Source organism: Paracoccus alkanivorans (assembly GCF_003697785.1).
GTDB classification, from domain to species: Bacteria; Pseudomonadota; Alphaproteobacteria; order Rhodobacterales; family Rhodobacteraceae; genus Paracoccus; species Paracoccus alkanivorans.
The window spans coordinates 107715-133368 of the sequence record NZ_QOKZ01000002.1; the positions used below are offsets into that span (position 1 = coordinate 107715).

Sequence of the window (25654 nt, forward strand, 5' to 3'; positions counted from 1 at the left end):
CCCTGCCTGAAAATTGTCCGGGAGGGTTTCATTCCTTCCCGGATTTGGTCATATGACCTGACCTAAATACGCAGGGAGGCTGCGCCATGTTCGCGTATATCATGCGACGACTGGCGGTGGCGGTACCGACGCTGCTGCTGCTGATCGTCATTTCTTTCGTGCTGATGCACCTGGCCCCCGGCGGCCCGTTCTCGCAGGAACGGGAGCTTCCGGCGCGGGTGCTGGCCAATCTGAACGCCAAATACGGGCTGGACGAACCGCTCTGGCGCCAGATCGTCAACTATGTCTACAGCATCGTCATCCATTTCGATTTCGGCCCCAGTTTCGTCTATCCCGACCGCACCGTGAACGAATTGCTCGCCGATGGATTCCCGGTGACGCTGACCTATGGCTCGCTGGCCTTCCTGGCCGCCGTGCTGGTCGGCGTGGGCCTGGGCGTGGTCGCCGCGATCCGGCACAATAGCTGGCTGGATTATCTGGCCGTGGGCATCTCGATCGGCGCACAGGTTCTGCCGAATTTCGTCATGGCGCCGATCCTCGTGCTGTTCTTTACGCTCACATGGCGGATATTGCCCGGCGGCGGCTGGAGTTTTTCCGATCCCAGCTTCTGGATCATGCCAGTGATCGCATTGGCGACGAGCTACATGGCCTCGATCGCGCGCATCACCCGCTCGTCCATGCTGGAAGTGCTGGGCAGCAACCATATCCGCACCGCCCGCGCCAAGGGGATGCCCGAACATCGCGTCATCCTGCGCCACGCGCTGAAACCGGCGATGCTACCGGTGATCAGCTATCTTGGTCCGGTCTTCGTATCGATGATCACCGGTTCGGTGGTGATCGACATCTATTTCTCCACCGGCGGCATCGGCAAGGCCTTCGTCGAAAGCGCGCTGAACCGCGATTACGCGGTCATGATGGGCGTGACGATCCTGATCGGCGCGCTGACCATCCTGTTCAACCTCGTGGTCGATATCCTCTATGCGTGGATCGATCCGAAAATCCGGTACTGAGTCATGGTGATCGAGCAAGAAAAGATGCAGCGCCTCGCTACCCGCATGGTCGAGGAAGAGGTCAAGGGCCGCAGCCCATGGGCCGATGCCCGCAAGCGCTTCCTGCGCAACAAGGCGGCGATGGCGGGGCTGGTGATCCTGATCCTCGTGGCACTGTTTGCGCTGTTCGGCGATATGCTGGCGGTCTGGTCGAACGAGGAACTGGATTTCTCGGTCATGGGACAGGTCGCGACGATGGGCGCGCCCTCGCTGGAAAACGGCCATTACTTCGGCACCGACGACCTGGGCCGCGACCTGTTCTCGCGCACCGTGCAGGGCACGCAGATATCGCTGATGGTCGGCATCGTCGGGGCCGGCATCGCGGTGATCGTCGGCACGCTTTACGGCGCGACGGCGGGCTATGTCGGCGGCCGCACCGACCAGTTCATGATGCGCGCCGTCGATATCCTGATGTCGGTGCCCTACATGTTCGTGCTGATCCTACTTCTGGTCATGTTCGGCCGCTCGATCGCCATGCTGTTTCTGGGCATCGGCCTGATCTCCTGGCTGGAAATGTCGCGGATCGTGCGCGGCCAGACTTTGTCGCTGAAGAACCGCGAATTCATCGAGGCCGCCCGCGCCACCGGCGTCTCGACCTGGAAGATCATCATCCGCCATATCGTCCCCAACCTGCTGGGCGTGGTCGCCGTCTATGCCACGCTGCTGGTGCCGCTGATGATCCTGACCGAAAGCTTCATCAGTTTCCTCGGTCTTGGCGTGCAGGAACCGCTGACCTCATGGGGCGCGCTGATCTCGGAAGGCGCCGGCACGATGAATTACGGCACGCTCTGGCAGCTGGCCTTTCCGCTGTTCTTCTTCGTCATCACCCTTTTCGGCTTCTTCTTCGTGGGCGATGGCCTGCGCGACGCCCTCGACCCGAAGGATCGCTGACATGGCACTGCTCGATATCAACGATCTCAGCGTCAGCTTCCGCACCAATGACGGCGTGGTGCAGGCGGTCAATAACGTGAGCCTGTCGGTGGACCAGGGCGAAACGCTTGGCGTGGTTGGCGAATCCGGCAGCGGCAAATCGCAGCTTTCCTTCGCCATCATGGGGCTTCTGGCCCGCAACGGGCAGGCGACCGGCTCGGTCCGTTTCGACGGGCAGGAGATCCTGAACGCGCCGCCGAAAATCCTCAACCGCATCCGGGCCGAGAAGATCGCGATGATCTTCCAGGACCCGATGACCTCGCTCAATCCCTATATGCGGGTCTCGGACCAGATGGCCGAGGTGCTGACCCTGCACAAGGGCATGTCCCGCAGCAAAGCCGTGACCGAGTCCGTGCGAATGCTGGACGCGGTGAAAATCCCCGATGCGAAGGGGCGGGTCCGCCTTTATCCGCATGAATTCTCGGGCGGGATGCGGCAGCGGGTGATGATCGCCATGGCGCTGCTCTGCCGCCCGAGCCTGCTGATCGCGGACGAGCCCACCACGGCGCTGGACGTCACGGTGCAGGCGCAGATCATGACGCTGCTGGCCGAGCTGCGGCGCGAATTCGGCATGGCGATGATCCTGATCACCCATGACCTGGGCGTGGTCGCGGGCTCTTGCGAACGGGTCGCCGTCATGTATGGCGGCCGCATCCGCGAAACGGGGCCGGTCGGGCCGCTTTTCGAGGCCCCCGCCCATCCCTATACGCAGGGCCTGCTGGGCGCGATCCCGCGGATCGATCAGGAGGGCGACGAGTTGTCGGCCATTCCCGGCTCTCCCCCCAACATGACGCGCCCGCCCGCGGGCTGCGCCTTTGAACCCCGCTGCCCCTATCGGCGCGAGGATTGCGCCTGCCAGCGCCCCATGCTGGACGCGTTCGCTCCGGCCCGCGCCCGCGCCTGTTTCGCGCCGCTGGATGACGTGCTGCAGCGACGCCTGCCCCAAGCCCAGACCACGATGCAAGGTGGACAGCCATGACCAGACCCCTGCTCGACGTGCGCGACCTGCGCGTGACCTTCCATATCCGGCGCGAGGGCGACCTGCCCTGGACCCAGCCCCGCGAGCTGCATGCGGTGGGCGGCGTGGATTTCAGCCTCGCACCGGGCGAGACCCTTGGCGTGGTGGGCGAATCCGGCTGCGGGAAATCGACGCTGGCCCGCGCCCTGATCGGTCTCGTCCCGGCCGAGGGACAGGCCGAATGGATCGACGGCAAGGACCTGATCGGGCTTTCGCCCCGGCAGATGATGAAATACCGCAACGACATCCAGATGGTGTTCCAGGACCCGCTGGCCTCGCTCAATCCACGCATGACGGTGGGCCAGATCATCGCCGAGCCGCTGACCACCCACCATCCGGGCCTGAAACGCGCCGAGGTGAAGGAACGGGTCAAGGCGATGATGGAAAAGGTCGGGCTGCTGCCCAACCAGATCAACCGCTATCCGCATGAATTCAGCGGCGGCCAGTGCCAGCGCATCGGCATCGCCCGCGCCCTGATCGTCGAGCCGAAGCTGATCATCTGCGACGAGCCGGTCAGCGCGCTGGATGTCTCGATCCAGGCGCAGGTGATCAATCTGCTGATCCGGCTGCAGCGGGAACTGGGTCTCGCGCTGATCTTCATCGCCCATGACCTGTCGGTGGTGAAGCATATCAGCGATCGGGTGATGGTGCTTTACCTGGGCCGGGTGATGGAGATCGCCTCTTCGGACGATCTCTATGCGGCGCCACAGCATCCCTATACGCAGGCGCTGCTATCGGCGGTGCCGGTGCCCGATCCCGCGCATGACATGGCCGCCTCGGTAGTGCCGTTGGCCGGCGACCTGCCCTCGCCGCTCGCCCCGCCTTCGGGCTGCGTCTTCCGCACCCGCTGCCCGCGCGCCACCGAAAGATGCGCGGCGGAGGTCCCGGTCTTGTCAGGCGCAGGTCACCAGACCGCCTGCCATTTCCCCGGCCCGCTGACCGAAGCGGAAATCGCCTTCGCGCGAAGAACCGAGGCTGCGTAGCAAGCTGGGTTGATAGCAATCATGCGGCTGCGTGAGGTATTGCGCCGAAATCCGCCGAGCCAAGCAGACTCATAAATTAATGTATTGTTATTATTGTAAAATTATCTTTCTTCCGAAATCCACGCCACGAAGACCGCAGTTAACAGCGCCGCACGAGCAAACCCGCACCCGACCGCTGCCGCATTTCCAAATCCATGGATTGCAACGTGAATCCTGAACGAAAGCGAGTTTTGCGGTAACGCCGACCAGCGATGTCGGCCTAATCATGCACGATTGCTACCGCGCTGGATTCAGAGACGATTCCCTCATGGATTTTATGCAGCAGAGCCGCTCTTGAACACTACAGCGAAACTGGTTACCGTGGCGGTCGTCAAAAGCACCCTGAAACACGAGTAGAGTATTATTGGTCATGGTTACAATGAATTCACCTAGAAAAGAAGCATACGACCACCATGATATCTCACTACCACAAAGCTATATTCGTTCACATTCCAAAGTGCGGCGGCCAGAGTATTGAAACCCTCTTTCTTGATGATCTGGGCCTGGACTGGAAAGCACGAGCCCCCCTATTATTGAGAGGCAACAAGAATCCGAAACTTGGCCCACCAAAACTTGCACATCTTTTGGCAAGTGAATACGTCAAATTTCACTATATTTCAGAAGATCTTTTCCAGGACTATTTTAAGTTTTCTTATATTCGGAATCCCTTCGATCGGGCAATTTCCCTTTTCAACTACCTGAATCACAAACTGGACCTAACGAGATTCGTTATGGAGTGGTTGCCGAAACAATTCGCTCTATCCAGCAATTACAAAAATTATCCACACACCTATCCTGGTTGGTATCACTTCGTAAGACCACAAACGGATTATATTTTTGATACAACAGGTAAAAAAGAAAAACTTCTCATAGATAGATATTATAAACTCGAGGAGATCTCGGACAATCACGCCGAGATCACCAAACTCCTGAAGAACAAAAAAACTATGAAGCACGTAAACAAATCCAAGAAAAATATCGCTTCGATCGATGATTTGAGTCAACCAATGAAGGAGACGCTATTTAACCTATATAAGGTTGATTTCGATAACTTTGGTTACAGTCATCTCTGACAAGCCGTCAAGAAACTCAGAGACTGCCGATCCTGAGGCAAGGCGGGAGTCTCTTTTGTGTTCTCTTATTGGAAAGGGCATGATCTTCCGCGACCGAGGCAGTCTTTCCAGTGGCGTTCAAGAAGATGAGCGCAAACAGGGACAAACTATACCGTACGATGGATATATTTCTGAATCTTGCAGTGACGAAAGCCTCGGGTCCCGCTTGATCTACAAAACGGAAACATGCCCCTCCTTGAGCAACGTTGGTAACGCAAATGCGCCTTACGAAGTTCTACGGAAAAAGCTATAAGCGATAATAAGATCGCCCCGCGGGTAACCGCAGTTACAAGGTGCGGAATAAGGTGGACAGAAGGGGCGTAGCCTGAAACACACGAGGAGCACCCAGGAGATTTCCATGACCAACCCCTATTCGTCTCTCGAGGCCCGCGCCTTCTGGTCCCCCGCAGTGGCCAAACGCAGTCTGTTCGACATATCCGAACTCTGGCAAGCGCCTTTCCCGATCACCAGGAAAACCAAGATCGTTACCTTCGGGTCGTGCTTCGCACAGCATTTCAGCCGCGCGCTGGTGGCCCGCAACTTCACCTGGCTGGACGCCGAGCCGGCACCTAAAGGACTGAGCGCAGAGAGCGCCAGGGACTTCAATTACGGCATCTTCAGTGCCCGCACCGCGAACATCTACACCACCTCGTTGCTGCGCCAGTGGACGGAATGGGCGGTGGGCGAAACCACGCCGCCCGAGATCTTCTGGACCGACGAGGCAGGCCGCGTCTATGACCCGTTCCGCCCGGTGATCGAGCCCGGTGGTTTCGCCACGCCCGAGGAAATGTTTGCCTCGCGAATGCGCTGCGTTGAAGCCTTCCGCACCGCAATCATGGACAGTGGGCTGTTCGTCTTTACCCTCGGCCTGACCGAAAGCTGGTGGGACGCCGACGGTGGCTGGGAATATCCGATGTGCCCCGGCACCGCCGCCGGCACGTTCGACACGGAGAAACATGTTTTTCGCAATCAGGATTATAATTTCGTCCGCCGCAATCTCATGCAGGCGATCCGCATGATACGCGCCGCGCGCAAGGGCGGGCCGCGCTTTCTGCTTACCGTCTCGCCAGTGCCGCTGACCGCGACAAACTCGGGCAATCATGTCCTTGTTGCAACGATGGAATCCAAGTCCATTCTGCGCGCCGTAGCAGGCGACCTGTCGAAGACGCTCTCCAATGTCAGCTATTTTCCTTCCTACGAGATCATCAACGCTCCACCCTATCGCGGAAGTTTCTTCGAGCCCAACATGCGTAGCGTGAACCCGAATGGTGTGGACCACGTGATGAAGATCTTCTTCGCCGGACTCTCCCAAATGGCACAAACCGAGCGGGGACATCCTTCCTCCCCGGCCCCAGTCGGGAAAGAGACCCGGCAGGTCGAAACCTCAGACGACCTGGCCTGCGAGGAAGAACTCCTGGCAGCCTTCGGTCAGGCGAAATGAAACCATGACGCGACCCATATTGATTATCGGAGACTCCCATCTGGGAGCATTGAAACGCGGCATGGACATGGATCCCGGCCGCTTTCCTGATGTTTCCTTCCTCCCCCTTGGCAAGGGCAGCGCCGTGCCGCGGAAGTTTTATGAACATGACGCGGAGGCCGGGATTGTGCGCACCATCGCGCCGGGCTGGCAGAACACCGAGTTCACCGCCGGCATGCAGAAGTCCAGCAGCCAACGGCAATTGCTCGTGGTGTCGCTGCCGCTCAACACGTCACGCATCCTGCGCGACGTATCCTGGCACACCCATGTGCCCTGGCAGCTGCGCCGGAGCGAAGCGGAAACCCCGTTGTCGGATCAGTTGGTGGAGAGACTGATCGATCAGGACAGTCGTTATGCGATCGGCTTCATGACCGCGCTGATCGCGATCGGCCTGGACGCGGTGGTGCTTGAGGCGCCGCGGTTCTTCGAGACGGCCAGCTATCTGCCACGCACCCGGCTGGAAGTCTGCCAATATATCGACGCGCTCTATCGCGAGCGGGTCCGGGCCGGGCTGGCGGCAGCTGGAGTCGGGGTCATAGATCAGCCCGCCGAGACCATCAGCGATCGGGGAACCACCCGGCTGGAATACGATCATGAGGACCCCCGCGACACCCACCACGCCAACGCGCTCTATGGTCAACTCGCGCTAGACAGGATTCTCTCCTATGCGGCAGCAGGAGCTGAGCGTGAACATGACCTGGGATCATCACTTTCCCACGGACTGCACTGAAAAATCAGGGTTTTCCTGCTGACCGCAAGACAGCGATCAGGTGATCATCCATCGCAGCGAACCCTATATGCCCTGGGTGTCCGAAGTATCACTGGCGCAGATGGCGGCCGGCAATTTCTTCGCGCCGATCAGCTTTCTGTATCGCAAATGGGTGTTCGACGACATCGGCGGCTATGACGAAGGTTTGCCGGTATTGGGTGACTGGCGCTTCAACCTGGACTTCCTGATGCGCGTCAATATCGGCTTTCTGGACCGCTACCTTTCGCATTATCACCACCGCGACATGGGCGACAGCACGCGCGATGGTGTCTATGCCAATTCCGTCGTCGGTGCGTGTGACCTTCATGGCCAGTATTTTTCGGTGGTAACGAACCGGATCCTGCGCGATCCCTCTACTCCCGAGGGGCTGCGTCAAGTCATCGCCAATGCCCATCAGCAGCGTGTGATAGAGCAAAATGTCCACGCCTTACGCGGCGTCCATTCGAACAACAGCAGTTCCACGGCCAGCATGATGGCCGCGATGGGCGTGCCGAACACCAGGGCCATCCCGGCGGCGGCACCCGCGACCAGCAGCGTCTTGCGCTCGCTGTCGCTGACCGGTAGCGCCTGTGCGATCAGCGAGCCGATGGCGCCGCCGGTCATGATGATCGGCCCCTCCACGCCGAACGGGCCACCGGTGCCGATGGCGACGGCCGAAGACAGCGGCTTGAGAACCGCGACTTGGCATCCAGCCGCGACCGGCCCAGCAGAATCGCCTCGATCGCCTCGGGGATGCCGTGCGCGCGGATCTTCTCGCTACCGAAACGCGCCATCAACCCGACGATGAGGGCACCGACAACGGGGATCAGGACAACCACAGGCCCAGTTCAGCCTCTGCCAGATTCGGCTCTGCAAGGGACAGCCGCCCGAAATAGGCGATATTCGTGCAAAGCCGGATCAGGTTCAGCAACAGGATTCAGGCAAGGACGCCCGCCGTCGCGACGATGACCAGCATGCGCGGACGGCGGTGAAATCGCCGGGGCGTGGTTGATCGCGGCGGGTGACGGCCATTATCGAATCCTTGGGTTCATGGAGTTGTGGGTGGGACTGCCTCTGTCGCGCTGTCGCATCGTGTTACGATATAAAAATATCAAGCGCCGCTCTCGACCAACCCGGGCGGCGGTGTCAGAGCTTGCCTGCAAACCACGTGGAATCCGCACATGTCACAGCCCGGGCTGAGCCAGAAGGACTATGCCCCCCCGCCGAGTTCCGTTACCTGATCCGCTGTTTCCTCGATTCAGCGAAGACAGGGCGAAGGCGGCTGGCCTGACACCGCGGCATCATCAGGCGATACTGGCCATCAAGGGTTATGGGCTGGGTGATCCGATCTCCGTCGGCGATCTGGCCGAGCGGCTTAAAATCCGTCACAATACGGCAGTGGAACTGGCTGGCCGCCTGACGGAAAACGGGCTTGTCGAACGGTTGCAGGACGGATCGGATCAGCGGCGCGCCCTGCTGCGCCTGACCCCCTTGGCCGAGCAGCATCTCGCCAAGCTTTCGGCTGCGCATCTGGACGAACTTTCGCGCATCAGGCCAATGCTGGAACAGGTGCTGCAAAGATATTCATGACATGGGCATAGGCGGACACCGGATAACGAGGCATGGGTTCCCATAGCCCTATTGCCCGCCGCAACGACTTCTCTTCTTCTTTGTCCAAATACCTTCCGGGGCTGGTATCGGGGATGCGGCTGGTTCGACAGGTGGACGGCTCGCAGCATTCACTGCCATTGTTGTCACAGCCTAGCGCAAGACCCCGGTCACCGCGTTTTCGATCAGGTTCAGGCAATCCGGGGAGGAAAAGCGATGATCGGCACCCTTCACGAGTGTCAGGTGGATATCCTCGCCACGTGCATGATCCAGCAGATCCAGCGCCCAACTTACCGGAACATCCTCATCCGCCGTTCCCTGCAGGAACCGGGCCGCGAAAGGGAGCGAAAGCGGCTGGTTCATGACCAGATGATCGCGGCCATCCTCGATAAGCTTCCGGGTGATGACATAGGGTTCATCACTGTATTCACTCGGAATTTCGATACGGCCGTCCCGCATCACCGTCTCGCGCTGCGCGTCGTCGAACCCCGCCCAGAATCCCTGTTCGCTGAAATCCGGCGCAGCCGCGATCGTCACCAGCCCCGCGACCCGCTGTGGCATCGCGCGGGCCAGCAGCAATGCGATCCAGCCTCCCATGCTGGAGCCGACCAGGACCTGCGGTCCTTCGGTCAGGCTGGTCAGCACGGCAGCCGCATCCGCGAACCATTCGCCGATGCAGCCATCCTCGAAGGCACCGCTGCTGTCACCATGGCCGAAATAGTCGAAACGCAGGAATCCCCGCCCCTGCCCGCGCGCCCAATGCTCCAGATGCATGGCCTTGGTGCCGGACATGTCGGATTTGAACCCGCCGAGAAAAACGATCCCCGGACCCTTTCCCTTCAGCAGGTTATAGGCAATCCGCCGGCCCTGCGGCGTATCGAGAAAATCAGTCATAGGTCATTCCCCATCATCTTGCCCTATCTTGACAGTTTTCGCGCAGAGGTCCATGGGACAGCCTCGACATACCCGCAGCCGGGCGTTCCGTGGGCGCCAAACCGACGAGGAGGACGACATGTCCCAGATCTCCCTTTCCTTCCCCGATGGCAATTCGCGTGACTACCCCGCAGGCATCACCGCCGCCGAGGTCGCCGAAAGCATCGCGCCCAGCCTTGCCAAGCGGGCGATCTCGGCCAATCTGGATGGCCGCCATATCGACCTGGCATGGCCGATCGCCGAATCCGGCGCGATCACCATCAACACGATGAAAGACGAGGCCCCGGCGCTGGAGCTGATCCGCCATGATTTCGCCCATGTCATGGCCCGCGCGGTGCAGGAGATCTGGCCCGATGTCAAAGTCACCATTGGCCCGGTGCGCGACCACGGCTGGTTCTATGACTTCGACCGGAAAGAGCCTTTCACGCCCGAGGATCTTGGCCGGATCGAGGCGAAGATGAAGGAGATCATCGCCGCCCGCGACCCCGTCCGCACCGAGATCTGGGACCGCGAACGCGCCATCGCCCATTACAAGGGGCAGAACGAGCCCTTCAAGCTGGAACTGATCGACCGCATTCCCGAGGGCGAGGATGTCCGGATGTATTGGCATGGCGAATGGCAGGATCTCTGCCGTGGTCCGCATCTGCAGAATACCGGGCAACTGCCCGCCGACGCCTTCCGCCTGACCCATGTGGCCGGCGCCTATTGGCTGGGCGACGCCTCTCGCCCCATGTTGCAGCGTATCTATGGCGTGGCCTTCCGCAACAAGGCCGATCTCAAGGCGCATCTGACCATGCTGGAAGAGGCCGCCAAGCGCGATCACCGCAAGCTGGGCCGCGAGATGGAACTGTTCCATTTCCAGGAGGAAGCGCCCGGCATGGTCTTCTGGCACCCGAATGGCTGGACGATCTATCGCGAACTGGAAGCCTATATGCGCCGCCGCCTGACCCGCGCCGGTTACAAGGAGATCAAGACCCCGCAGGTGGTTGACCGTATCCTGTGGGAAAAATCCGGCCATTGGGAAGCCTACCGCGAGAACATGTTCATCGTCGAGGTAGACGAGGAGGGCGCGAAGGAAAAGCGCACCAACGCGCTGAAACCGATGAACTGCCCCTGCCATGTGCAGGTCTATAACCAGGGCCTGAAATCCTATCGCGACCTGCCCCTGCGGCTGGCCGAGTTCGGATCCTGTCACCGCTATGAAAGCTCTGGCTCGATGCATGGGCTGATGCGGGTGCGGGGTTTCGTGCAGGACGATGCGCATATCTTCTGCACCGAGGACCAGATCGAGGCCGAATGCGCCAGTTTCCTGGACCTGCTCGGCTCGGTCTATGCCGATCTCGGCTTCGAGAAATTCGACATCAAGCTGTCCACCCGCCCCGAAACCCGCGTCGGCTCGGACGAGATCTGGGACAAGGCGGAAACGGCGCTTGAAGCGGCGATCCTCAAGGTCCGGAACGATTTCGAGGTCGACCCCGGCGAGGGCGCCTTCTACGGCCCCAAGCTGGATTTCAAGCTGACGGATGCCATCGGCCGCGAATGGCAATGCGGCACCTTCCAGGTCGATTTCAACCTGCCCGTGCGGCTGGATGCGGAATATATCGGCGAGGATGGCGGCAAGCACCGCCCGGTCATGCTGCACCGTGCCATCCTTGGCAGTTTCGAGCGTTTCATCGGCATCCTGATCGAGAACTATTCCGGCAAGCTGCCGCTCTGGCTGGCACCGCGCCAGGTGGTGGTCGCCTCGATCGTCTCGGATGCCGATGATTACGTGCGCCGGGTCGTGGACGCCCTGCGCGCCGCCGGTCTGCGGGCCGAAGCCGATACGCGTAACGAAAAGATCAATTACAAGGTCCGCGAACATTCCGTCGGAAAGGTGCCCGCCATCCTTGCCATCGGCATGAAAGAGGTAGAAGCTGGGACCGTGTCGTTGCGCCGGCTGGACAGCCAGGGCAGCCGCACATTGTCTTTGGAAGAGGCCGTGGCAGAGCTGTCTGCCGAGGCAGCACCCCCTGATCTGCGCTGAATCAGGGGGATAACCCGTCGGCATCGGCCAGAATCGTGACCAATATTCCGCCGATGACAATAAAACTTCACGTTTGTGTCGCTGGAAGCGTCGCTTTCCGGCTTGTCTTTTTTAATGATTCGTTCATGCTGACATCCGCGTGAGCGACAGACTTTCTACCGCCTCCCGATCATGGGCAGCCGGCATGACTGAAAGCAGGGCTGCACGGCCCGGGGCAATCTCGCCTCGGGATAATGCGAAGGAGATACGGTTATGGCGACCGGAACGGTAAAATGGTTCAACGCCACCAAAGGCTATGGCTTCATTGCCCCCGATGATGGCGGCAAGGACGTGTTCGTGCATATCTCGGCGGTCGAGCGCGCCGGGCTGACCGGGCTGCAGGACAATCAGAAAATCGCGTATGAGTTGCAGTCTGGCCGGGATGGCCGTGCCTCGGCAAGCGATCTGAAGCTGCTCTGAGCCTATCCTGACAGGAATTCAAGGCGGCCCGTTCACGCGGGCCGTTTTCAATTGGAAACGGCATACCCTGCCGCTTCTGCAGACAAAGCGATCGAATGCGGTTCCCCATTCGATGCAGTTTCTTTATTCAGGCGCTGCAATATCGTCGGAGAACCATCATGAATCTGGCCGAGCATGTGCTGCGCGCCGGCGCCTCCCATCCTGACAAGCTGGCGCTGTCCGTGATCGGGCCGTCGCGGGCGGAGCGCTGGTCCTATGCCCGCCTGACCGCCGCCATACGCGGCACCGCGACCGGATTGATCCGGGCCGGGCTGCAGCCCGGCGACCGGTTGCTGATGCGGTTGGGAAACACGGCGGCATTTCCCGTCGCCTATCTGGGCGCCATCGCGGCGGGCGTCGTGCCAATCCCGACCTCGGCCATGCTGACCCGGCGAGAGATCACCAAGATCGCCGCCGAAACCGAACCCGCCATGATCGTCGCGGGCCACGGGATCGCCCTGCCCGACCATCCCGCCCGGCTTTTGACCGAGGCCGATCTGGTTGCTTTCGCCGATCTCCCTCCGGCGGATTATATGCAGGGCGATCCCGACCGGCTGGCCTATATCATCTATACCTCGGGCAGTTCCGGCCATCCCCGCGCGGTCATGCATGCCCATCGCGCCATCCTCGCCCGGCAGATGATGTTCGAGGGCTGGTATGGGCTGCGCGAAAGCGACCGGGTGATGCATGCCGGCGCGTTCAACTGGACCTTCACCCTCGGCACCGGCCTGATGGATCCCTGGACCATGGGCGCGACCGCATTGATCCCCGCCGATGGCACAGCGCTGGAACAGCTCCCGCTTCTGGCCGCGCGTCACGGTGCCACCATCCTTGCAGGTGCGCCGGGGATATTCCGCCGCATCCTGCGCGCTGAATGGCAGCCCGTCGCCAACCTGCGCCACGGCCTCGTGGCGGGCGAGCGTCTCGATCCCGGCCTTCGCGCCGACTGGTCCGCCCGCACCGGCACCGATCTGCACGAGGCGATGGGCGCGTCGGAAATCTCCACCTTCATCTCGGGCAGCCCGTCGCGCCCCGCGCCCGCGGGCACTGCCGGATATTCCCAGCCCGGACGCCATGTCGCGATCCTCGGGGATGAGGGCCAACCGTTACCGCCCGGCACTTCGGGGGCACTGGCCGTTCGCCGTGACGATCCGGGGCTGTTCCTCGGCTATCTCGGACAGCCCGGGGAAACCGCCTCCCGCTTTCGCGGCGACTGGTTCCTGACCGGAGATCAGGCGCAGCAGGATGAAGACGGCGCCATCACCCTGTTGGGCCGGGCCGATGACATCATGAATGCCGGGGGGTTCCGCGTCGCCCCGCCCGAGATCGAAGAGGTGCTGTCCGGCTTTCCCGGCGCAGGCGATGTCGCGGTCGCGGAACTTTCTGTCGGCCCCGGCAGCAGCATCATCGCCGCCTTCTGGACCGGCCCGGCCAAGGCCCGGGACCTGCGCGGATTCGCCGAATCCAATCTTGCCCGGTATAAGCAGCCCCGCGAATATATCTGGCTGGATACCCTGCCCCGCACGGCCACCGGCAAGATCAACCGCCGCGCCCTTCGCGCGGCCCACAGCAAGGCCCCGGCATGACCCGCCTCGACATCTTCTCGGATCCCGTCTGCCCGTGGTGCCTGATTGGCAAGCTGGAACTGGACCGCGCGCTGGAAAGCCGCCCAAATCACCCCTTCGAGATCATCTGGCACCCGTTTCGCCTGAACCCGCAGATGCCCGCCGGGGGCATGGACCGGCTGGAATATCTCAGGGCCAAGCCGGGAGCCGCCGACGCCGCCAGGGCGGTCGCCGGACGCGCCGCGCAAATGGGGCTGGAACTGCGCTTGCCCGAGCGTCAGCCCGACACCACCGACGCCCATCGCCTGATGCATTGGGCGGGGCTGGAAGGGGCGCAAAGCCGCGTCATGTCGGGCCTCTTGCGCGCCTATTGGCAGGAGGGACGCGATATCGGCGACAGGGCCGAACTGGCGGGTATCGCCGAAACCGCGGGAATGGACAGGGCCATGACCGCCCGGCTGCTGGACAGCGATGCCGACCGCGACGAGGTGATCGGGCGCGAAATGCATGCCCGCAAGCGCGGCATCAACGCGGTGCCGACCTTTATCGTTGCCGACACCCATGCCGTCAGCGGTGCTCAATCCGCCGAGCTATGGCAGAACGTGATAGACGAATTGACGGCAGCGGACAGCTCCGGACACTGATTTCCGGAACCGTTCAGGCCATGGCATTTCGCTGAACCGCCGAAACACTGTGCAGTGATGCTCCGTTCAGGCTGTCCTTGAACTGGTCTGGCCGCCGGGCCCTATTCCCCGGGCCGGGCATAATAGCTGTATCCGGCCACTTCGCGGAAACCGAGCCTGCGATAGAGCGCCATCGCCCCCCCGTTCGCACGGCTGACCGCCAGCCCGATCCGTTCCGCCCGGTTTTCTGCCGCCCAGAAAGCCGCCTGCCGCATCATCCAGCCCGCCAATCCCTTGCGCTGCCAGCTGGGCAGGACCTCCACGCAATGCACCATGGCGATGCCCTGATGGATGGCGGCAAATGCCGCTCCGGCGGCGCGGTCCTCGATCCGCCCGAGGATCGAGGTCACGGGCATTTCCACCCGTTCCATCACCGCCTGACGGGCTGGCCCGATATTGCCTGCCGTCCAGATATCGCGCTGAATGGCCATCGGCGGCCAGACCGCAAAGGCCGTCACCGGCGGCAGGTCCCGATCCGTCAGCCCGGCGGTTTCGATCTCCATGATCGCGGTGGGGTTTTCGCGCCGGAATCCTTGCGCCTCCAGCGCCGCGACCAGTTCGTCATCGTCATCCAGAGCGCGAAACAGGGGGCGCTGCCCCCATTCCTGATGTTTCCTGACGGCTGCCGGTATGTCGCCATCCTTCCAGCCGCTCAGGGCCCGCGCCGAACTGACACGCCCGCCCGCGCCCAGGCCACGCCCGACACGGAACCCGCCCGCATCCGCGTATTCCGCAGCGGGCCATGTTGCCTCGAAAGCCTGTACCAGCGCCGGGTCCATCACAGCCCCAGCACCCGCCTGAGCTCGGACATGGCGAATTCCACGCGCCCGGTATCGAGCCCGCGCACGACCAGATTCGTGCCCCAGCCCCTTTCGTCGTGGAACGGATAGGAGCCCAGTGACAGATCCGGAAATTCCCGGGCCAGAGCCTGCAATTCCTCGGCCACCTCGCTCTCGCCGCGCCGCACCTCCACCGTCAGCGATTGCGCGGGCCTGCCGCCGGGAAGCCGGGGGATCAGCCAGTCGACCATGCCACGGAACACCTCTGGCACACCGGCCATCACATGGGTCCTGCCGATGGAAAAGCCCGGTGCCGCCGATACCGCGTTGTCGATCAGCGTTGCCCCTACCGGAACCCGGGCCATCCGCAGCCGGTTCGGCGTCAGCTCGGTTCCCATCCGCTCGCAGCGTGCCTGCAGCAGCGCCCGCGCCTCCTGGTTTATCTCGACCGTGGTGCCATGTGCGGCGGCCACCGCATCGGCGGTGATGTCGTCATGCGTCGGCCCGATCCCGCCCGAGGTGAACAACAGGTCGTAAGCGCCACCCAGGGAGCTGTCCAGGGCACGGATCGCGGATACGATCTGATCATGGTCATCCGCCACGATCCGCATCTCGCGCAGGTCGAACCCCGTCGCCGCCAGCACCCCGGCCAGATGATGCGCATTCCCCTCGCGCGTGCGCCCCGACAGTATTTCATCGCCGATCACCAGGATGGCTGCCGTGGGATTGTCTGATTGCATGGCCCTGCCCCTCTTTTTACCATCCCCTTCTATGCCCGTGCATGGGGCTGGAACAAGTAGGCCGGTGCGACTATCTATGCGCTCATAGGAAAGGACAACCGATGGACGAAGAAAGCCGCATCACCAGGGAAGGCATCCGCATTCACGCCCCGCAGGATTTCGAAGGCATGCGCAAGGCAGGCGCGGTGGCTTCGCGGATCCTCGACGAGGTCGGCCCGCTGGTCGAACCGGGCGTGACCACCGGAGCCCTCGACGACTTCATCCGGAACCGGGTTGAGGAACTTGGCGCCACCTCGGCGACGATCGGCTATCGCGGCTATCAGCACGCAAGCTGCATCAGCGTGAACCATGTCGTCTGCCACGGTATTCCGAGCGAAAAAAGCCTGAAGAATGGCGATATCCTGAATATCGACGTCACCGTGATCGTCGATGGCTGGTATGGCGACACCAGCCGCATGTATGTGGCCGGAAAACCGTCGATCAAGGCGCAGAGGCTGATCCAGGTGACCCATGATTCACTGATGAAGGGGATCGAGGCCGTCCGTCCCGGTGCGACCTTCGGCGATATCGGCGCCGCTATCCAGACCTATGCCGAAGGGCATCGCATGTCGGTCGTGCGGGATTTCTGCGGTCACGGGCTGGGGCGGGTGTTCCACGCGCCGCCCAATGTCCTGCATTTCGGACGCGCCGGCAAGGGCCCGGTGCTGGAGGAAGGCATGTTCTTCACCATCGAGCCGATGATCAATCTGGGCCGTCCCGAGACCAAGACGCTGGCCGATGACTGGACCGCCGTCACCCGCGACAAGTCCCTGTCGGCCCAGTTCGAGCATTCGATCGGCGTCACCTCGGACGGTTTCGAGATCTTCACACCATCGGACCTGTTCTTCCCGGAAGCCCGTTAAGCTCTGCTCGGGAACCCCGCCCGTGCATCCGGCCGTGCCCGGCCATTGCCGGTCAGGCGCGACCCGCCGCAGCCGACAAGAGTGACGGATCAATGCCTTGCGCTCGCAGCGCAAAATGCCATTTCACCTCGTTATCGGCGCCAAAGACCAACTCGTCGTCGCTGTCACCCACCAGCCAGCCGTTCTGCAGCATTTCCTCTTCAAGCTGCCCCGGCCCCCAGCCTGCGTATCCCAGTGCCAGAACGGCCGATTCCGGGCCGTTCCCATGCGCCAGGTCCTCGAGAATGTCGCGGGTCGTCGTCATCGCCAGACCTTGCCCAATCCGCAGCCGCCCCTCGGGATCATTGCCATGCTCGGGCACGTTGTGCAGAACGAAGCCCCTTCCGGGCTCGACCGGTCCGCCAAAGCGCACCTCGATCCGGCGGGCACCGTTATCGGCCTCTATCTCCAGTTGTTCCAGCAGGTCGCCGAAATCGATCTCGGGCAATGGCCGGTTGAGCACCAGCCCCATCGCCCCGTCGTCGGAATGCGCGCATATCAACACGACCGAGCGCTGGAAACGCGGATCATTCATTCCCGGCATGGCGATCAGAACCTTGCCGGTCAGGTTTGCGGGTTCGGACTGTTCGGGGTTGCTGCTCATATGGTCTCCTTGCCTCTCCAAGATCGGCGCTTCGGGGCGATGATGCAAGATCCCCGCGTGAAAGTGATTTCATTCATCATACAAGTGTCGCTAAACCCGCCCCATGATCCGAACCATGTCGCTGACCCTCTGCACCGCTCTGACCGTCCTTCCCGCCGCCGCCGAGCAACTGCCTCCGGGTGTCGTGTCGGCCCGGCTCCTGCCCGGCTGGACGGATGGGGACGGCAATCGCGTCTCTGCGCTTGAGTTGCGGCTTGAACCGGGATGGAAGACCTATTGGCGCAACCCCGGCGATAGCGGTCTGCCGCCCAGCTTCGACTGGCGGGAATCGGAAAACCTTGCCGAGGTCGCGTTTCACTGGCCCGCCCCGGAGGCGATCCGCTCCGGCGGCGAATTGACGCTTGGCTATCATGACCTGCTGGTTCTGCCGTTCACGGCGAAACCCGCCGATCCCGGCCGGCCCGTCGAACTGGCTGCTGGAATCGACCTTGGGGTTTGCGAGAAAATCTGCGTGCCGGCCCATTTCGACCTGCAGGCACCCGCCGCGGGTGAACGCCCCGACCCGGTGATCGAAACCGCATTGAGCCGGATGCCCGAACCTCTTCCCGCCACCCCCGCCTGCACCAGGCGGGAGATCGAGGACGGGATTCAGCTTAGCGTGCTGCTACCCCGGCAGGAGGTCGATGTCGCTGCGATGGAACTGGACGGTCATCCCGATATCTGGGTCTCTACCGCGACGCTTGAGGCCGAAGGTCAGGACATCCGCGCGACCGCGGATTTCGTTCCTCCTTCGGGCGAGCCGTTCGATCTGGATGTGGACAATCTGCGGATCACACTGATCGGCACGGATGGCGCGGTCGAGATGCGAGGCTGTGATCTGCAAACCGCCGCCTTTGGCGGCTGAGAGGTTTCCGGCATTGCCGCTATTCGACAAGTTGCCGGATACCACAGACCGAGCCCGAGCCGGTCCGGACTAGTCCGGTTTCATGCGGAAGCCGTCTCCAACCGAGCCGCGATGGACAAAAGATCGGCCCATGCCTCGCGCTTGGCAGCCGGGTTGCGCAACAGATAGGCCGGATGCGTCATTGGCAGTGCCGGACGGCCGAACGCCTCTGTCCATTGCCCGCGCAGCCGCAGGATGCCACGCCGCCCCAGGGCTGCCTGACAGGGAATATTGCCCATCAGCACGATCAGGTCCGGCGAGGCAAGTTCGATATGCCGCCGCACGAAGGGGAGGCTGACGGCGATTTCGTCGGGGCTCGGGTCGCGGTTGCCCGGCGGGCGCCAGGTCAGCACATTGACGATATAAAGCGCCTTTTCCGCATCGACCGCATCGCGGGCCAGCCCGATGGCCCCGAACATCCGGTTCAGCAATTGCCCCGCGCGACCGACAAAGGGCCGCCCTTCGCGATCCTCCTGATCGCCCGGGGCCTCCCCCAGGATCAGCACCCGCGCCTTGGGATTGCCGTCGCTGAAACAGAAATTGCGCGCGCCCTTCTTCAGTTCGATACCGTCGAAATCCTCCTGAACCGAGGCCAGCGCCGCAAGACTGTCCGCCGACGCGGCCAAAGCCTCGGCCTCGGCAACCAGCGCCGATGGATCATCGGGCGTAGCAGAGAGAGCCGCTGGCGCCTTGACCTGCGACAGGGATATCTCCGGCATCACCGGCTTTGGCCGCGCGGCCAGTTCGAACCGATCCACCGTATTGTCCAGGATCGGTTCTTCGGCCCCCATCTCGGCCTGCCATTCCAGCAGCGCCAGCGCGGTTGCGGCGTCCAGCCCGATTCCCTGATATGTGAGATTTCCGTCCATGCCGCCAAGCTAGGCCCGCCACCGCCCGCAGGCAAGCGTCAGTCGGTGACCAGCATGTATCCTGCGCCGCGCACGGTCTGCAGAAAGCGCGGCTCTTTCGGGTCGGGCTCGATCTTGCGGCGCAGGCGGGTCATCTGCACATCGATGGCACGTTCCGAATTCTCGGATTCCTCGCCGCTGCCGCCCCGTCCCAGATCCTCGATCAGCTCGGTCCGGCTTACCGGCTGGCCCGGGGTCGCGGCCAGCCGTCGCAGCAGGGCCTGCTCGGTCCCGGTCAGGCGCAGCGGAGAGTCACCCTGCCAGAGCTCTGCCTTCTCGGTATCGTAGCGCAGCATTCCCAATGTCAGGAATTTGGGCTGCGCCATCTCGGCAACCGGAACCCGGCGCAGGATCGCCGCGATCCGCAACAGCAATTCACGCGGCTCGAAAGGCTTGGGCAGGTAATCATCCGCACCGCTTTCCAGCCCGGTGATACGATCCTCCGTCTCGCCCTTCGCGGTCAACAGCAGAACCGGCATATCGCTTCGTTCACGCAGGAACCGGGTGAGTGAGAAACCATCCTCGCCGGGCATCATCACGTCCAGGACGACCAGATCGAATTCCAGCCCTGCCAGCAACCTGCGAGCCTGGGCGGCATCGCGCGCGCAGCTGACAAGGAAACCGTTCCTGCGCAGGAACCGGCTTAGCAGGCTGCGTATGCGCTCATCGTCATCGACGATCAGAATATGTGCGTCTTGGCTGCTCATTGGCGGGCTCTTTCCGATCTTCGGGCAAGTCTTTCAATGCCTGATACTGCGCCCGCGTCTCGGGGTCCATCATCGCTTCCAGAACCTGCCGGAACCCCGCCACCGCCTGCGGGCCGGCATTGCGATAGGCGGCACGCATCCGCGCGCGCTGAGCCTCGGACAGGCGGCGCTCGAGAATGGCGCCCTTCTCGGTCAGGTAAAGCTGCCTCTCGCGGCGGTCACGGCGGCCTACCCGGCTTTCGACAAGTTCATCCTCAATCAAGGTGCGCAGCACCCGATTCAGGGATTGCTTGGTTACCCCAAGCACCGCCAGCAGCGATGTTACCGTCAGCCCCGGATCGCGGTTGATGAAATGCACGGCGCGGTGATGGGCGCGGCCGTAATCCAGCTCGGCCAGAATCAGGTCGGGATCGGCGGTGAAGGCGCGATAGGCGAAGAACATCGCCTCGATGCCGCGGCGAAGCTGATCATCCGTCAGAAACAGCAGGTCCTCACCGATCATGCCCGGCATCCGTATTTTCTGCTGCATCCCTCTCCCTTTCTCTGCATTTCCCGGCTTGATAGGGCAGCCTTGTTGACTTTCCAAGATTCGATTGCTAGCCGTCAAGCATCTTACGCAAGAAATTAGCCGATTCCGGGCTATTTTGCGCAAGATCTGAAAAGTCCGGGATTGATGGAGAGAAAAATGACGGCGGCATATGACGATCGCGACGGCAAAATCTGGATGGATGGCGAACTCATAGACTGGCGCGACGCGAAGGTGCATATCCTGACCCATGCGCTGCATTACGCAAGTTCGGTATTCGAGGGCGAGCGCTGCTATGACGGCAAGATCTTCAAGGGGCACGAGCATTCGCTGCGGCTGATCGAATCGGGCCGCCTGCTGGACATGCCGATTCCCTATTCCGCCGACGAGATCGACGCCGCCAAGGAAGCCGTGCTGAAAGCCAACGGTTTCGAAAACGCCTATGTGCGCGCGGTCGCATGGAGGGGCTCGGGCGAGGATATGGGCGTATCGGCCAAGCGCAACCCGGTCCGTATGGCGATCTGCGCATGGGAATGGGGCAGCTATTACGGCGACGCGAAATGGCAGGGCGCCAAGCTGGATGTCGCCAAGTGGAAGCGCCCAAGCCCGGAAACCATCCCCACCGCCGCCAAGGCCGCCGGCCTTTACATGATCTGCACCATGTCCAAGCATGCCGCCGAAGCCAAGGGCTGTTCTGACGCGCTGTTCATGGACTGGGAGGGGTATGTGGCCGAGGCGACCGGCGCGAATATCTTCTTCGTCAAGGATGGCGAGGTGCATACGCCTCTGGCCGACCGCTTCCTGAACGGGCTTACCCGGCAGACCATCATCCAGATTCTGAAGGACAAGGGAATCGCGGTGCATGAGCGCCGCATCAAGCCCGAGGAGCTGGAAGGTTTCCAGGAATGCTTCCTGACCGGCACGGCTGCCGAGGTCACCCCGGTCGGGCAGATCGGCGACTGGCATTTCCAGGTCGGCCAGACCACGCGCGGAATCGCCGAGGATTACGAGAAGCTGGTCCGCTCATGAGCCATCGCCTCGCCCATATCGCGCTGGTGGTGCGCGATTACGACGAGGCGATCCGGTTCTACGTGGACGTGCTGGGCTTCCGGCTGCTGGAGGATATCCATCAGCCGGAGCAGGACAAGAGATGGGTGCTGGTGCAGCCCTCCGGCGGAGGCGCCTCGATCCTGCTGGCCCGTGCCGCGAATGACATCCAGCGCGCGGCCATCGGGGCACAATCCGGTGGCCGCGTATTCCTGTTTCTGGATACCGACGACCTGTCGGCCGATCTGGACAGATTGCGCGAGAACGGGGTCAGGATCGTCCGCGAGCCAAAGACCGCCGATTACGGTACCGTCGCCGTATTCGAGGACCTGTATGGCAATCTCTGGGACCTGATCGAACGGCCAGGGGCCGGGTGACGCGCTGTCACCCGGCCGGGGGAATCATACCTCCCGGCCGCGTTCGATACGCAGATACTCGGCGGTCTTGCGGTTCTCGGCACCGCGGGTCAGCGGACGGCTGTGCAGCACTGCGACAGACGGATGTGTGCCCGCCTCGCGCTCCTGCCTTGTGTATTCGCGCAACCGCTGGTGGCTGTGGCTGCGGGGTTGGTCGCTGATGTGCTTGTTCATCTTCGGCCCCTCCTCAGGTGGATGAGCCGTTACTATAGGGCCGAATCGCTTCGTTTCAAAATCAGGCCGCCTTGATCCCCTGCGCGGCTGCGAGAACGGCATGCAGCGCCGTCGGGCTGTCATTGGCGCGCAGCTTGGCCCGCAGATCTGAATCCCGCAATGTGCGCGACACGAGTGCAAGGGCCTTGAGATGATCGACCCCACCCGATTCCGGCGCGAGCAGGGCGAAAACCAGATCGACAGGTTTGCGGTCCACCGCGTCGAAATCCAGCGGTTTGTCCAGCCGCAGGAACAGCCCCACGACCCTGTCCAGCCCATGCAGCCTGGCATGCGGCAAGGCCACACCCTGCCCCACGCCGGTGGGCCCCAGGCTTTCGCGTTCCTGCAGCGCGTCAAGCACCTCGGATGCGTTCAGCCGGTATTCGGCATGGGCCAGATCGGCCAGTTCCTGAAACAGCCTCTTCTTGGATGTCACTTGCCCGAGGGAACGAACAGCTCCCGGCCCGAGAATCTCACTGAGTTGCATTCAGTCGTTTCTTTCCTGCGCTGACCGTCCCCGCCAGCCATTGGCCGGGAACGGTTCCGTCCGAAAGGCGGTGCGCGACGGATTACCCGTTGCCACGCGGATCAATCCAGCCCACATTGCCGTCTTCCCGGCGGTGGACGACGTTGACGCCGCCATGTTTTTCATTGCGGAACACCAACAGAGGCGCCCCGGCCAGTTCCATCTGCATCACCGCGTCACCCACCGACAGGGTCGGAACGCGGCTTTCCATCTCCGCGATGATGATGGGTTCCAAGCCACTGCCCTGCGATTCCCAAACATCTTCGTCGGCGGAAAGCACATACATCCCAGCCTCGCCGAATTCAACCGGTCCCGTGCGATCCTTGTGGTGATCCTTCAACCGCCGCTTGTAGCGGCGCAACTGCTTGTCCATCCTTTCGCGGCAAGCCTCGAACGCGGCATAGATCTCGTTGGCCGCGCCGCGCGCCTGCACCGTCAGGCCGGTGGACAGATGCACGACCGCATCACACAGGAACTGATGCGCATCGCGGGAAAAGGTGACTGTCGCATCGGTCGGGCGCTGCGAATACTTGACGACCGTGTCGCCCAATTCCGTCTCGACATGCGTGCTCAGGGCATCGCCGACGTCAATATGTTTTCCGCTGATGGTAAAGCGCATCTTCTTTCCTCTCCGGTTGCCCGTTTCTGCCAGCGCCGGTCCGTTCAGGCACCGGCGCGCGGCGGTAAACGGGTATGGCGGGGCACGGCATTATACCGCACCCGCATATCTCAATTTGGTGACAGCGGATCGCCTCTGTCAACGGAAAGAGCGATAGAGAATGGAAATTCCCGCAATCTCCTGCCGCGGTCAGCCGACGTGAAAGCTGTCGCCCAGGTAAACCTCGCGGACTTTCGCATCGGCGATGATTTCCGAGGTTGTTCCCGACATAAGCACATGACCGTCATGCAGGATATATGCGCGATCGACGATCGCCAGCGTCTCACGGACATTGTGATCGGTGATCAGGACCCCGATGCCGCGCGATTTTAGATCATGCACCAGTTCACGTATCTCGCCCACGGCGATGGGGTCCACGCCCGCGAAGGGTTCGTCCAGCAGAAGGAAACTCGGCGCAGATGCCAGGCAGCGCGCGATCTCGACCCGGCGGCGTTCGCCGCCCGACAAGGCCAGCGCCGGAGCGCCCCGCAGATGGGTGATCGAGAAATCGGCCAGCAATTCCTCCAGCCGGTCGCGCCGGTGACGCGGATCGTCCAGCGTCACCTCCAGCACCGCCATGATATTCTGCTCGACCGTGAGGCCGCGGAAGATCGACATCTCCTGCGGCAGATAGCCGATCCCCATGCGCGCACGCCGGAACATCGGCAGCTGTGTCGCATCCTGCCCGTCGATCATCACCTGCCCGGCATCGGGCGAGACCAGCCCGGCAATGCAGTAAAAGCAGGTGGTCTTGCCCGAGCCGTTGGGGCCCAGCAGGGCGACGACCTCGCCACGCTTAAGCCTCACCGAGACATCCCGGATCACCAGGCGGTTGCGATAGGACTTGCGCAGGTTCCTGACCGTCAGGCCATCGCCCGCATGCGTTTCCGTCTCTTGCATCAGTTCTCGCCCGGCTGGAGAATCGAGCGGACCCGTCCATCGACCCTGGCCGTGCCCGAAGCCAGGTCAACCTGCATCCGGTCTCCGGTCAGCACATTCCGGCCCTGTGTCATGACCACGTCGCCGATCAACGTCACATGCCCGGATTCGACGTCATAGGTCGCCTCGGCGGCCTCTGCCGCATCCTCGCCGCTGACCAGCGTCACCTCCCCTTTGGCATGAAGCGACTTGATCCGGCTTTGCCCGGCATCGGCATATTCGACCGTCACCTCATCCGCCGACAGCCGCATCTCGCCCTGCCCGATCACGACATTGCCGGTGAATACCGCGCGGCCGCTATCCTGTTCGACCGCGAGACTGTCGGCCGCCACCTCGACCGGAGCCGAGACGTCCGCCTTGAGGCCCCCGAAGCCAACCTCCTGCGCCATCGCCGGCATCGCCAGCAAGGTCAAGGCAGTAATCAGGGGACGCAGCATGGGCATGTTCCTTCGCAGAAATCAGGGCCGGTATATCAGACGGACGCCATCGGTAAAATTCAAGACCGCCGCGCCGTCCTTTTCCGGCACGGCATGCAATTCCATCGCCCCGGCGGTAATCTCGCCGAAAGGCGCGACGGCGTCCACACCTTCCTGCGCCGAAATATGCGACCGGTCCGTCGCGGCGTCGATCTGCTCGGCCTGCAGGGACCAGCCGGTGGAGGTGGTCATGCGGACGCCGCCCCGCAAGGTGATCTCGCCATTGTCCAACCCTCCTGCGGGGGCGGTCACCTGCGCGGTCAGCCCATCCTTGCGATGCATGTCCAGTTGCAGCTCGCTTGCCTCGCCGCCCCGGTCCTGCTTCGGGCTGGCCTCGGAGGCGCGAAGCGACAATTCGGCCCCGTCATCCGTCACGCCCGAATATTCAGGGGCGACCATGCGCGGCTCGCGTGCCATCCGCTCCGCATCGACCTCGGCATAGGGGATCTCGGGCTCGGTGTCGGATTCGCCCGAGAACAGGAACATCGTCGACAGGACGGCCAGCGCCAGCAGCGGCAACAGCACACGCAGCCAGCGAACGATGCGGGTGCGACTCATC

The 25654-nt window shown here is 62.4% G+C and carries 30 protein-coding genes; 17 read left to right on the plus strand and 13 right to left on the minus strand.

Annotation, left to right across the window (positions count from 1 at the left end):
* Positions 1-86 precede the first annotated feature (86 nt).
* The 9 genes from oppB to C9E81_RS05280 all read left to right on the plus strand — a co-directional run bounded on the left by oppB (position 87) and on the right by C9E81_RS05280 (position 8949).
* A complete protein-coding gene (oppB, locus tag C9E81_RS05235) occupies positions 87-1010 on the plus strand; it encodes an oligopeptide ABC transporter permease OppB (protein WP_122111275.1) in 924 nt (307 codons plus the stop codon).
* Positions 1011-1013: 3 nt separating this feature from the next.
* Entirely contained in the window at positions 1014-1940 is a 927-nt protein-coding gene (locus tag C9E81_RS05240; protein WP_425010612.1) for an ABC transporter permease subunit, read from the plus strand.
* A 1-nt stretch (position 1941) separates the two neighbouring features.
* Positions 1942-2958: an oligopeptide/dipeptide ABC transporter ATP-binding protein gene (locus tag C9E81_RS05245; protein ID WP_122111276.1), complete on the plus strand. Its 1017-nt coding sequence runs from the start codon at positions 1942-1944 to the stop codon at positions 2956-2958.
* Complete coding sequence (locus tag C9E81_RS05250) at positions 2955-3980, plus strand: oligopeptide/dipeptide ABC transporter ATP-binding protein (protein WP_122111277.1); 1026 nt, start codon at positions 2955-2957, stop codon at positions 3978-3980. Before C9E81_RS05245 ends, C9E81_RS05250 begins: the two co-directional genes overlap by 4 nt.
* A 452-nt stretch (positions 3981-4432) precedes the next feature.
* A complete protein-coding gene (locus C9E81_RS05255) occupies positions 4433-5092 on the plus strand; it encodes a sulfotransferase family 2 domain-containing protein (RefSeq protein ID WP_122111278.1) in 660 nt (219 codons plus the stop codon).
* 397 nt (positions 5093-5489) lie between these two features.
* Positions 5490-6572 carry a GSCFA domain-containing protein gene (locus C9E81_RS05260; RefSeq protein WP_122111279.1) on the plus strand — a complete coding sequence of 361 codons (1083 nt, stop codon included), beginning with the start codon at positions 5490-5492 and terminating at the stop codon, positions 6570-6572.
* Positions 6573-6576: 4 nt separating this feature from the next.
* Positions 6577-7341, plus strand: coding sequence for a hypothetical protein (locus C9E81_RS05265; protein ID WP_147457560.1), 765 nt, complete (start codon positions 6577-6579; stop codon positions 7339-7341).
* 100 nt (positions 7342-7441) lie between these two features.
* A complete protein-coding gene (locus C9E81_RS23260) occupies positions 7442-8167 on the plus strand; it encodes a glycosyltransferase family protein (RefSeq protein WP_243698522.1) in 726 nt (241 codons plus the stop codon).
* A 404-nt stretch (positions 8168-8571) separates the two neighbouring features.
* Positions 8572-8949: a MarR family winged helix-turn-helix transcriptional regulator gene (locus C9E81_RS05280; RefSeq protein WP_208021114.1), complete on the plus strand. Its 378-nt coding sequence runs from the start codon at positions 8572-8574 to the stop codon at positions 8947-8949.
* A gap of 171 nt (positions 8950-9120) precedes the next feature.
* Here C9E81_RS05280 and C9E81_RS05285 read toward each other — a convergent pair whose 3' ends face one another.
* Positions 9121-9861, minus strand: coding sequence for an alpha/beta hydrolase (locus C9E81_RS05285; protein WP_122111282.1), 741 nt, complete (start codon positions 9859-9861; stop codon positions 9121-9123).
* Between the two features lie 118 nt (positions 9862-9979).
* Between C9E81_RS05285 and thrS the strand changes: the two genes are divergently transcribed.
* The 4 genes from thrS (at position 9980) to C9E81_RS05305 (ending at position 14633) form a co-directional block, all read left to right on the plus strand.
* Positions 9980-11926, plus strand: a complete 1947-nt coding sequence (thrS, locus tag C9E81_RS05290; protein ID WP_122111283.1) for a threonine--tRNA ligase — start codon at positions 9980-9982, stop codon at positions 11924-11926.
* A 252-nt stretch (positions 11927-12178) separates the two neighbouring features.
* Complete coding sequence (locus C9E81_RS05295) at positions 12179-12385, plus strand: cold-shock protein (RefSeq protein ID WP_122111284.1); 207 nt, start codon at positions 12179-12181, stop codon at positions 12383-12385.
* Between the two features lie 158 nt (positions 12386-12543).
* Positions 12544-14010, plus strand: a complete 1467-nt coding sequence (locus C9E81_RS05300; RefSeq protein ID WP_122111285.1) for a class I adenylate-forming enzyme family protein — start codon at positions 12544-12546, stop codon at positions 14008-14010.
* On the plus strand, positions 14007-14633 hold the full coding sequence (locus C9E81_RS05305) for a DsbA family oxidoreductase (protein ID WP_122111286.1): 627 nt from the start codon (positions 14007-14009) through the stop codon (positions 14631-14633). The genes C9E81_RS05300 and C9E81_RS05305 overlap by 4 nt, the downstream gene beginning before the upstream one ends.
* A 101-nt stretch (positions 14634-14734) precedes the next feature.
* On the opposite strand, the gene C9E81_RS05310 is transcribed toward C9E81_RS05305, so the two are convergent.
* Together C9E81_RS05310 and C9E81_RS05315 are read right to left on the minus strand one after the other, a co-directional pair.
* On the minus strand, positions 14735-15451 hold the full coding sequence (locus C9E81_RS05310) for a GNAT family N-acetyltransferase (protein WP_122111287.1): 717 nt from the start codon (positions 15449-15451) through the stop codon (positions 14735-14737).
* On the minus strand, positions 15451-16191 hold the full coding sequence (locus C9E81_RS05315; RefSeq protein ID WP_122111288.1) for a competence/damage-inducible protein A: 741 nt from the start codon (positions 16189-16191) through the stop codon (positions 15451-15453). Before C9E81_RS05315 ends, C9E81_RS05310 begins: the two co-directional genes overlap by 1 nt.
* A gap of 101 nt (positions 16192-16292) precedes the next feature.
* Here C9E81_RS05315 and map point away from each other — a divergent pair, with 101 nt between their 5' ends.
* Entirely contained in the window at positions 16293-17093 is an 801-nt protein-coding gene (map, locus tag C9E81_RS05320) for a type I methionyl aminopeptidase (RefSeq protein WP_122111289.1), read from the plus strand.
* A gap of 52 nt (positions 17094-17145) precedes the next feature.
* Here the strand turns inward: map and C9E81_RS05325 are convergent, their stop codons facing one another.
* The gene (locus C9E81_RS05325; RefSeq protein ID WP_122111290.1) at positions 17146-17736 is read right to left on the minus strand and encodes a YqgE/AlgH family protein; all 591 of its coding nucleotides are present in this window, start codon (positions 17734-17736) and stop codon (positions 17146-17148) included.
* 115 nt (positions 17737-17851) lie between these two features.
* Between C9E81_RS05325 and C9E81_RS05330 the strand changes: the two genes are divergently transcribed.
* Complete coding sequence (locus C9E81_RS05330; RefSeq protein WP_243698523.1) at positions 17852-18640, plus strand: protein-disulfide reductase DsbD domain-containing protein; 789 nt, start codon at positions 17852-17854, stop codon at positions 18638-18640.
* An 80-nt stretch (positions 18641-18720) separates the two neighbouring features.
* On the opposite strand, the gene C9E81_RS05335 is transcribed toward C9E81_RS05330, so the two are convergent.
* Genes C9E81_RS05335 through C9E81_RS05345 form a run of 3 tightly spaced genes read right to left on the minus strand, consistent with a single transcriptional unit; the run spans position 18721 to position 20823 of the window.
* Positions 18721-19548 (minus strand): uracil-DNA glycosylase, encoded by an 828-nt coding sequence (locus C9E81_RS05335; protein ID WP_122111292.1) that lies wholly within the window; start codon positions 19546-19548, stop codon positions 18721-18723.
* A 38-nt stretch (positions 19549-19586) separates the two neighbouring features.
* A complete protein-coding gene (locus tag C9E81_RS05340; protein WP_122111293.1) occupies positions 19587-20294 on the minus strand; it encodes a response regulator in 708 nt (235 codons plus the stop codon).
* Entirely contained in the window at positions 20257-20823 is a 567-nt protein-coding gene (locus tag C9E81_RS05345; protein ID WP_243698524.1) for a MarR family winged helix-turn-helix transcriptional regulator, read from the minus strand. The genes C9E81_RS05340 and C9E81_RS05345 overlap by 38 nt, the downstream gene beginning before the upstream one ends.
* Positions 20824-20979: 156 nt before the next feature.
* Here C9E81_RS05345 and C9E81_RS05350 point away from each other — a divergent pair, with 156 nt between their 5' ends.
* Together C9E81_RS05350 and C9E81_RS05355 are read left to right on the plus strand one after the other, a co-directional pair.
* A complete protein-coding gene (locus C9E81_RS05350) occupies positions 20980-21849 on the plus strand; it encodes a branched-chain amino acid aminotransferase (RefSeq protein ID WP_122111294.1) in 870 nt (289 codons plus the stop codon).
* The gene (locus C9E81_RS05355) at positions 21846-22244 is read left to right on the plus strand and encodes a VOC family protein (protein WP_122111295.1); all 399 of its coding nucleotides are present in this window, start codon (positions 21846-21848) and stop codon (positions 22242-22244) included. The genes C9E81_RS05350 and C9E81_RS05355 overlap by 4 nt, the downstream gene beginning before the upstream one ends.
* A 24-nt stretch (positions 22245-22268) precedes the next feature.
* On the opposite strand, the gene C9E81_RS05360 is transcribed toward C9E81_RS05355, so the two are convergent.
* From C9E81_RS05360 to C9E81_RS05385, 6 genes are all read right to left on the minus strand, one after another.
* Complete coding sequence (locus C9E81_RS05360; protein WP_122111296.1) at positions 22269-22457, minus strand: hypothetical protein; 189 nt, start codon at positions 22455-22457, stop codon at positions 22269-22271.
* A gap of 61 nt (positions 22458-22518) precedes the next feature.
* Positions 22519-22983: a PTS sugar transporter subunit IIA gene (locus C9E81_RS05365; RefSeq protein ID WP_122111297.1), complete on the minus strand. Its 465-nt coding sequence runs from the start codon at positions 22981-22983 to the stop codon at positions 22519-22521.
* An 82-nt stretch (positions 22984-23065) separates the two neighbouring features.
* Positions 23066-23641 carry a ribosome hibernation-promoting factor, HPF/YfiA family gene (gene hpf / locus C9E81_RS05370; RefSeq protein WP_122111298.1) on the minus strand — a complete coding sequence of 192 codons (576 nt, stop codon included), beginning with the start codon at positions 23639-23641 and terminating at the stop codon, positions 23066-23068.
* A gap of 189 nt (positions 23642-23830) precedes the next feature.
* On the minus strand, positions 23831-24580 hold the full coding sequence (gene lptB, locus C9E81_RS05375) for an LPS export ABC transporter ATP-binding protein (protein WP_122111299.1): 750 nt from the start codon (positions 24578-24580) through the stop codon (positions 23831-23833).
* Positions 24580-25056, minus strand: a complete 477-nt coding sequence (gene lptA / locus C9E81_RS05380; protein ID WP_208021115.1) for a lipopolysaccharide transport periplasmic protein LptA — start codon at positions 25054-25056, stop codon at positions 24580-24582. Before lptA ends, lptB begins: the two co-directional genes overlap by 1 nt.
* 21 nt (positions 25057-25077) lie before the next feature.
* On the minus strand, positions 25078-25653 hold the full coding sequence (locus tag C9E81_RS05385) for a hypothetical protein (protein ID WP_147457562.1): 576 nt from the start codon (positions 25651-25653) through the stop codon (positions 25078-25080).
* Between the last annotated feature and the right edge of the window lies 1 nt (position 25654).

Coding starts and splice junctions, on each gene's coding strand:
- C9E81_RS05255 (WP_122111278.1), top strand. CDS start 4,433: ATGATATCTCACTACCACAAAGCTATATTCGTTCACATTCCAAAGTGC.
- C9E81_RS05305 (WP_122111286.1), top strand. CDS start 14,007: ATGACCCGCCTCGACATCTTCTCGGATCCCGTCTGCCCGTGGTGCCTG.
- C9E81_RS05325 (WP_122111290.1), bottom strand. CDS start 17,736: ATGAGCAGCAACCCCGAACAGTCCGAACCCGCAAACCTGACCGGCAAG.
- map (WP_122111289.1), top strand. CDS start 16,293: ATGGACGAAGAAAGCCGCATCACCAGGGAAGGCATCCGCATTCACGCC.
- C9E81_RS23260 (WP_243698522.1), top strand. CDS start 7,442: ATGGCGGCCGGCAATTTCTTCGCGCCGATCAGCTTTCTGTATCGCAAA.
- C9E81_RS05260 (WP_122111279.1), top strand. CDS start 5,490: ATGACCAACCCCTATTCGTCTCTCGAGGCCCGCGCCTTCTGGTCCCCC.
- C9E81_RS05280 (WP_208021114.1), top strand. CDS start 8,572: ATGCCCCCCCGCCGAGTTCCGTTACCTGATCCGCTGTTTCCTCGATTC.
- C9E81_RS05245 (WP_122111276.1), top strand. CDS start 1,942: ATGGCACTGCTCGATATCAACGATCTCAGCGTCAGCTTCCGCACCAAT.
- C9E81_RS05345 (WP_243698524.1), bottom strand. CDS start 20,823: ATGCAGCAGAAAATACGGATGCCGGGCATGATCGGTGAGGACCTGCTG.
- C9E81_RS05360 (WP_122111296.1), bottom strand. CDS start 22,457: ATGAACAAGCACATCAGCGACCAACCCCGCAGCCACAGCCACCAGCGG.
- lptB (WP_122111299.1), bottom strand. CDS start 24,580: ATGCAAGAGACGGAAACGCATGCGGGCGATGGCCTGACGGTCAGGAAC.
- C9E81_RS05355 (WP_122111295.1), top strand. CDS start 21,846: ATGAGCCATCGCCTCGCCCATATCGCGCTGGTGGTGCGCGATTACGAC.
- C9E81_RS05310 (WP_122111287.1), bottom strand. CDS start 15,451: ATGGACCCGGCGCTGGTACAGGCTTTCGAGGCAACATGGCCCGCTGCG.
- C9E81_RS05330 (WP_243698523.1), top strand. CDS start 17,852: ATGTCGCTGACCCTCTGCACCGCTCTGACCGTCCTTCCCGCCGCCGCC.
- thrS (WP_122111283.1), top strand. CDS start 9,980: ATGTCCCAGATCTCCCTTTCCTTCCCCGATGGCAATTCGCGTGACTAC.
- C9E81_RS05340 (WP_122111293.1), bottom strand. CDS start 20,294: ATGAGCAGCCAAGACGCACATATTCTGATCGTCGATGACGATGAGCGC.
- C9E81_RS05335 (WP_122111292.1), bottom strand. CDS start 19,548: ATGGACGGAAATCTCACATATCAGGGAATCGGGCTGGACGCCGCAACC.
- hpf (WP_122111298.1), bottom strand. CDS start 23,641: ATGCGCTTTACCATCAGCGGAAAACATATTGACGTCGGCGATGCCCTG.
- C9E81_RS05250 (WP_122111277.1), top strand. CDS start 2,955: ATGACCAGACCCCTGCTCGACGTGCGCGACCTGCGCGTGACCTTCCAT.
- lptA (WP_208021115.1), bottom strand. CDS start 25,056: ATGCTGCGTCCCCTGATTACTGCCTTGACCTTGCTGGCGATGCCGGCG.
- C9E81_RS05240 (WP_425010612.1), top strand. CDS start 1,014: ATGGTGATCGAGCAAGAAAAGATGCAGCGCCTCGCTACCCGCATGGTC.
- C9E81_RS05350 (WP_122111294.1), top strand. CDS start 20,980: ATGACGGCGGCATATGACGATCGCGACGGCAAAATCTGGATGGATGGC.
- C9E81_RS05285 (WP_122111282.1), bottom strand. CDS start 9,861: ATGACTGATTTTCTCGATACGCCGCAGGGCCGGCGGATTGCCTATAAC.
- C9E81_RS05315 (WP_122111288.1), bottom strand. CDS start 16,191: ATGCAATCAGACAATCCCACGGCAGCCATCCTGGTGATCGGCGATGAA.
- oppB (WP_122111275.1), top strand. CDS start 87: ATGTTCGCGTATATCATGCGACGACTGGCGGTGGCGGTACCGACGCTG.
- C9E81_RS05365 (WP_122111297.1), bottom strand. CDS start 22,983: ATGCAACTCAGTGAGATTCTCGGGCCGGGAGCTGTTCGTTCCCTCGGG.
- C9E81_RS05265 (WP_147457560.1), top strand. CDS start 6,577: ATGACGCGACCCATATTGATTATCGGAGACTCCCATCTGGGAGCATTG.
- C9E81_RS05295 (WP_122111284.1), top strand. CDS start 12,179: ATGGCGACCGGAACGGTAAAATGGTTCAACGCCACCAAAGGCTATGGC.
- C9E81_RS05300 (WP_122111285.1), top strand. CDS start 12,544: ATGAATCTGGCCGAGCATGTGCTGCGCGCCGGCGCCTCCCATCCTGAC.
- C9E81_RS05385 (WP_147457562.1), bottom strand. CDS start 25,653: ATGAGTCGCACCCGCATCGTTCGCTGGCTGCGTGTGCTGTTGCCGCTG.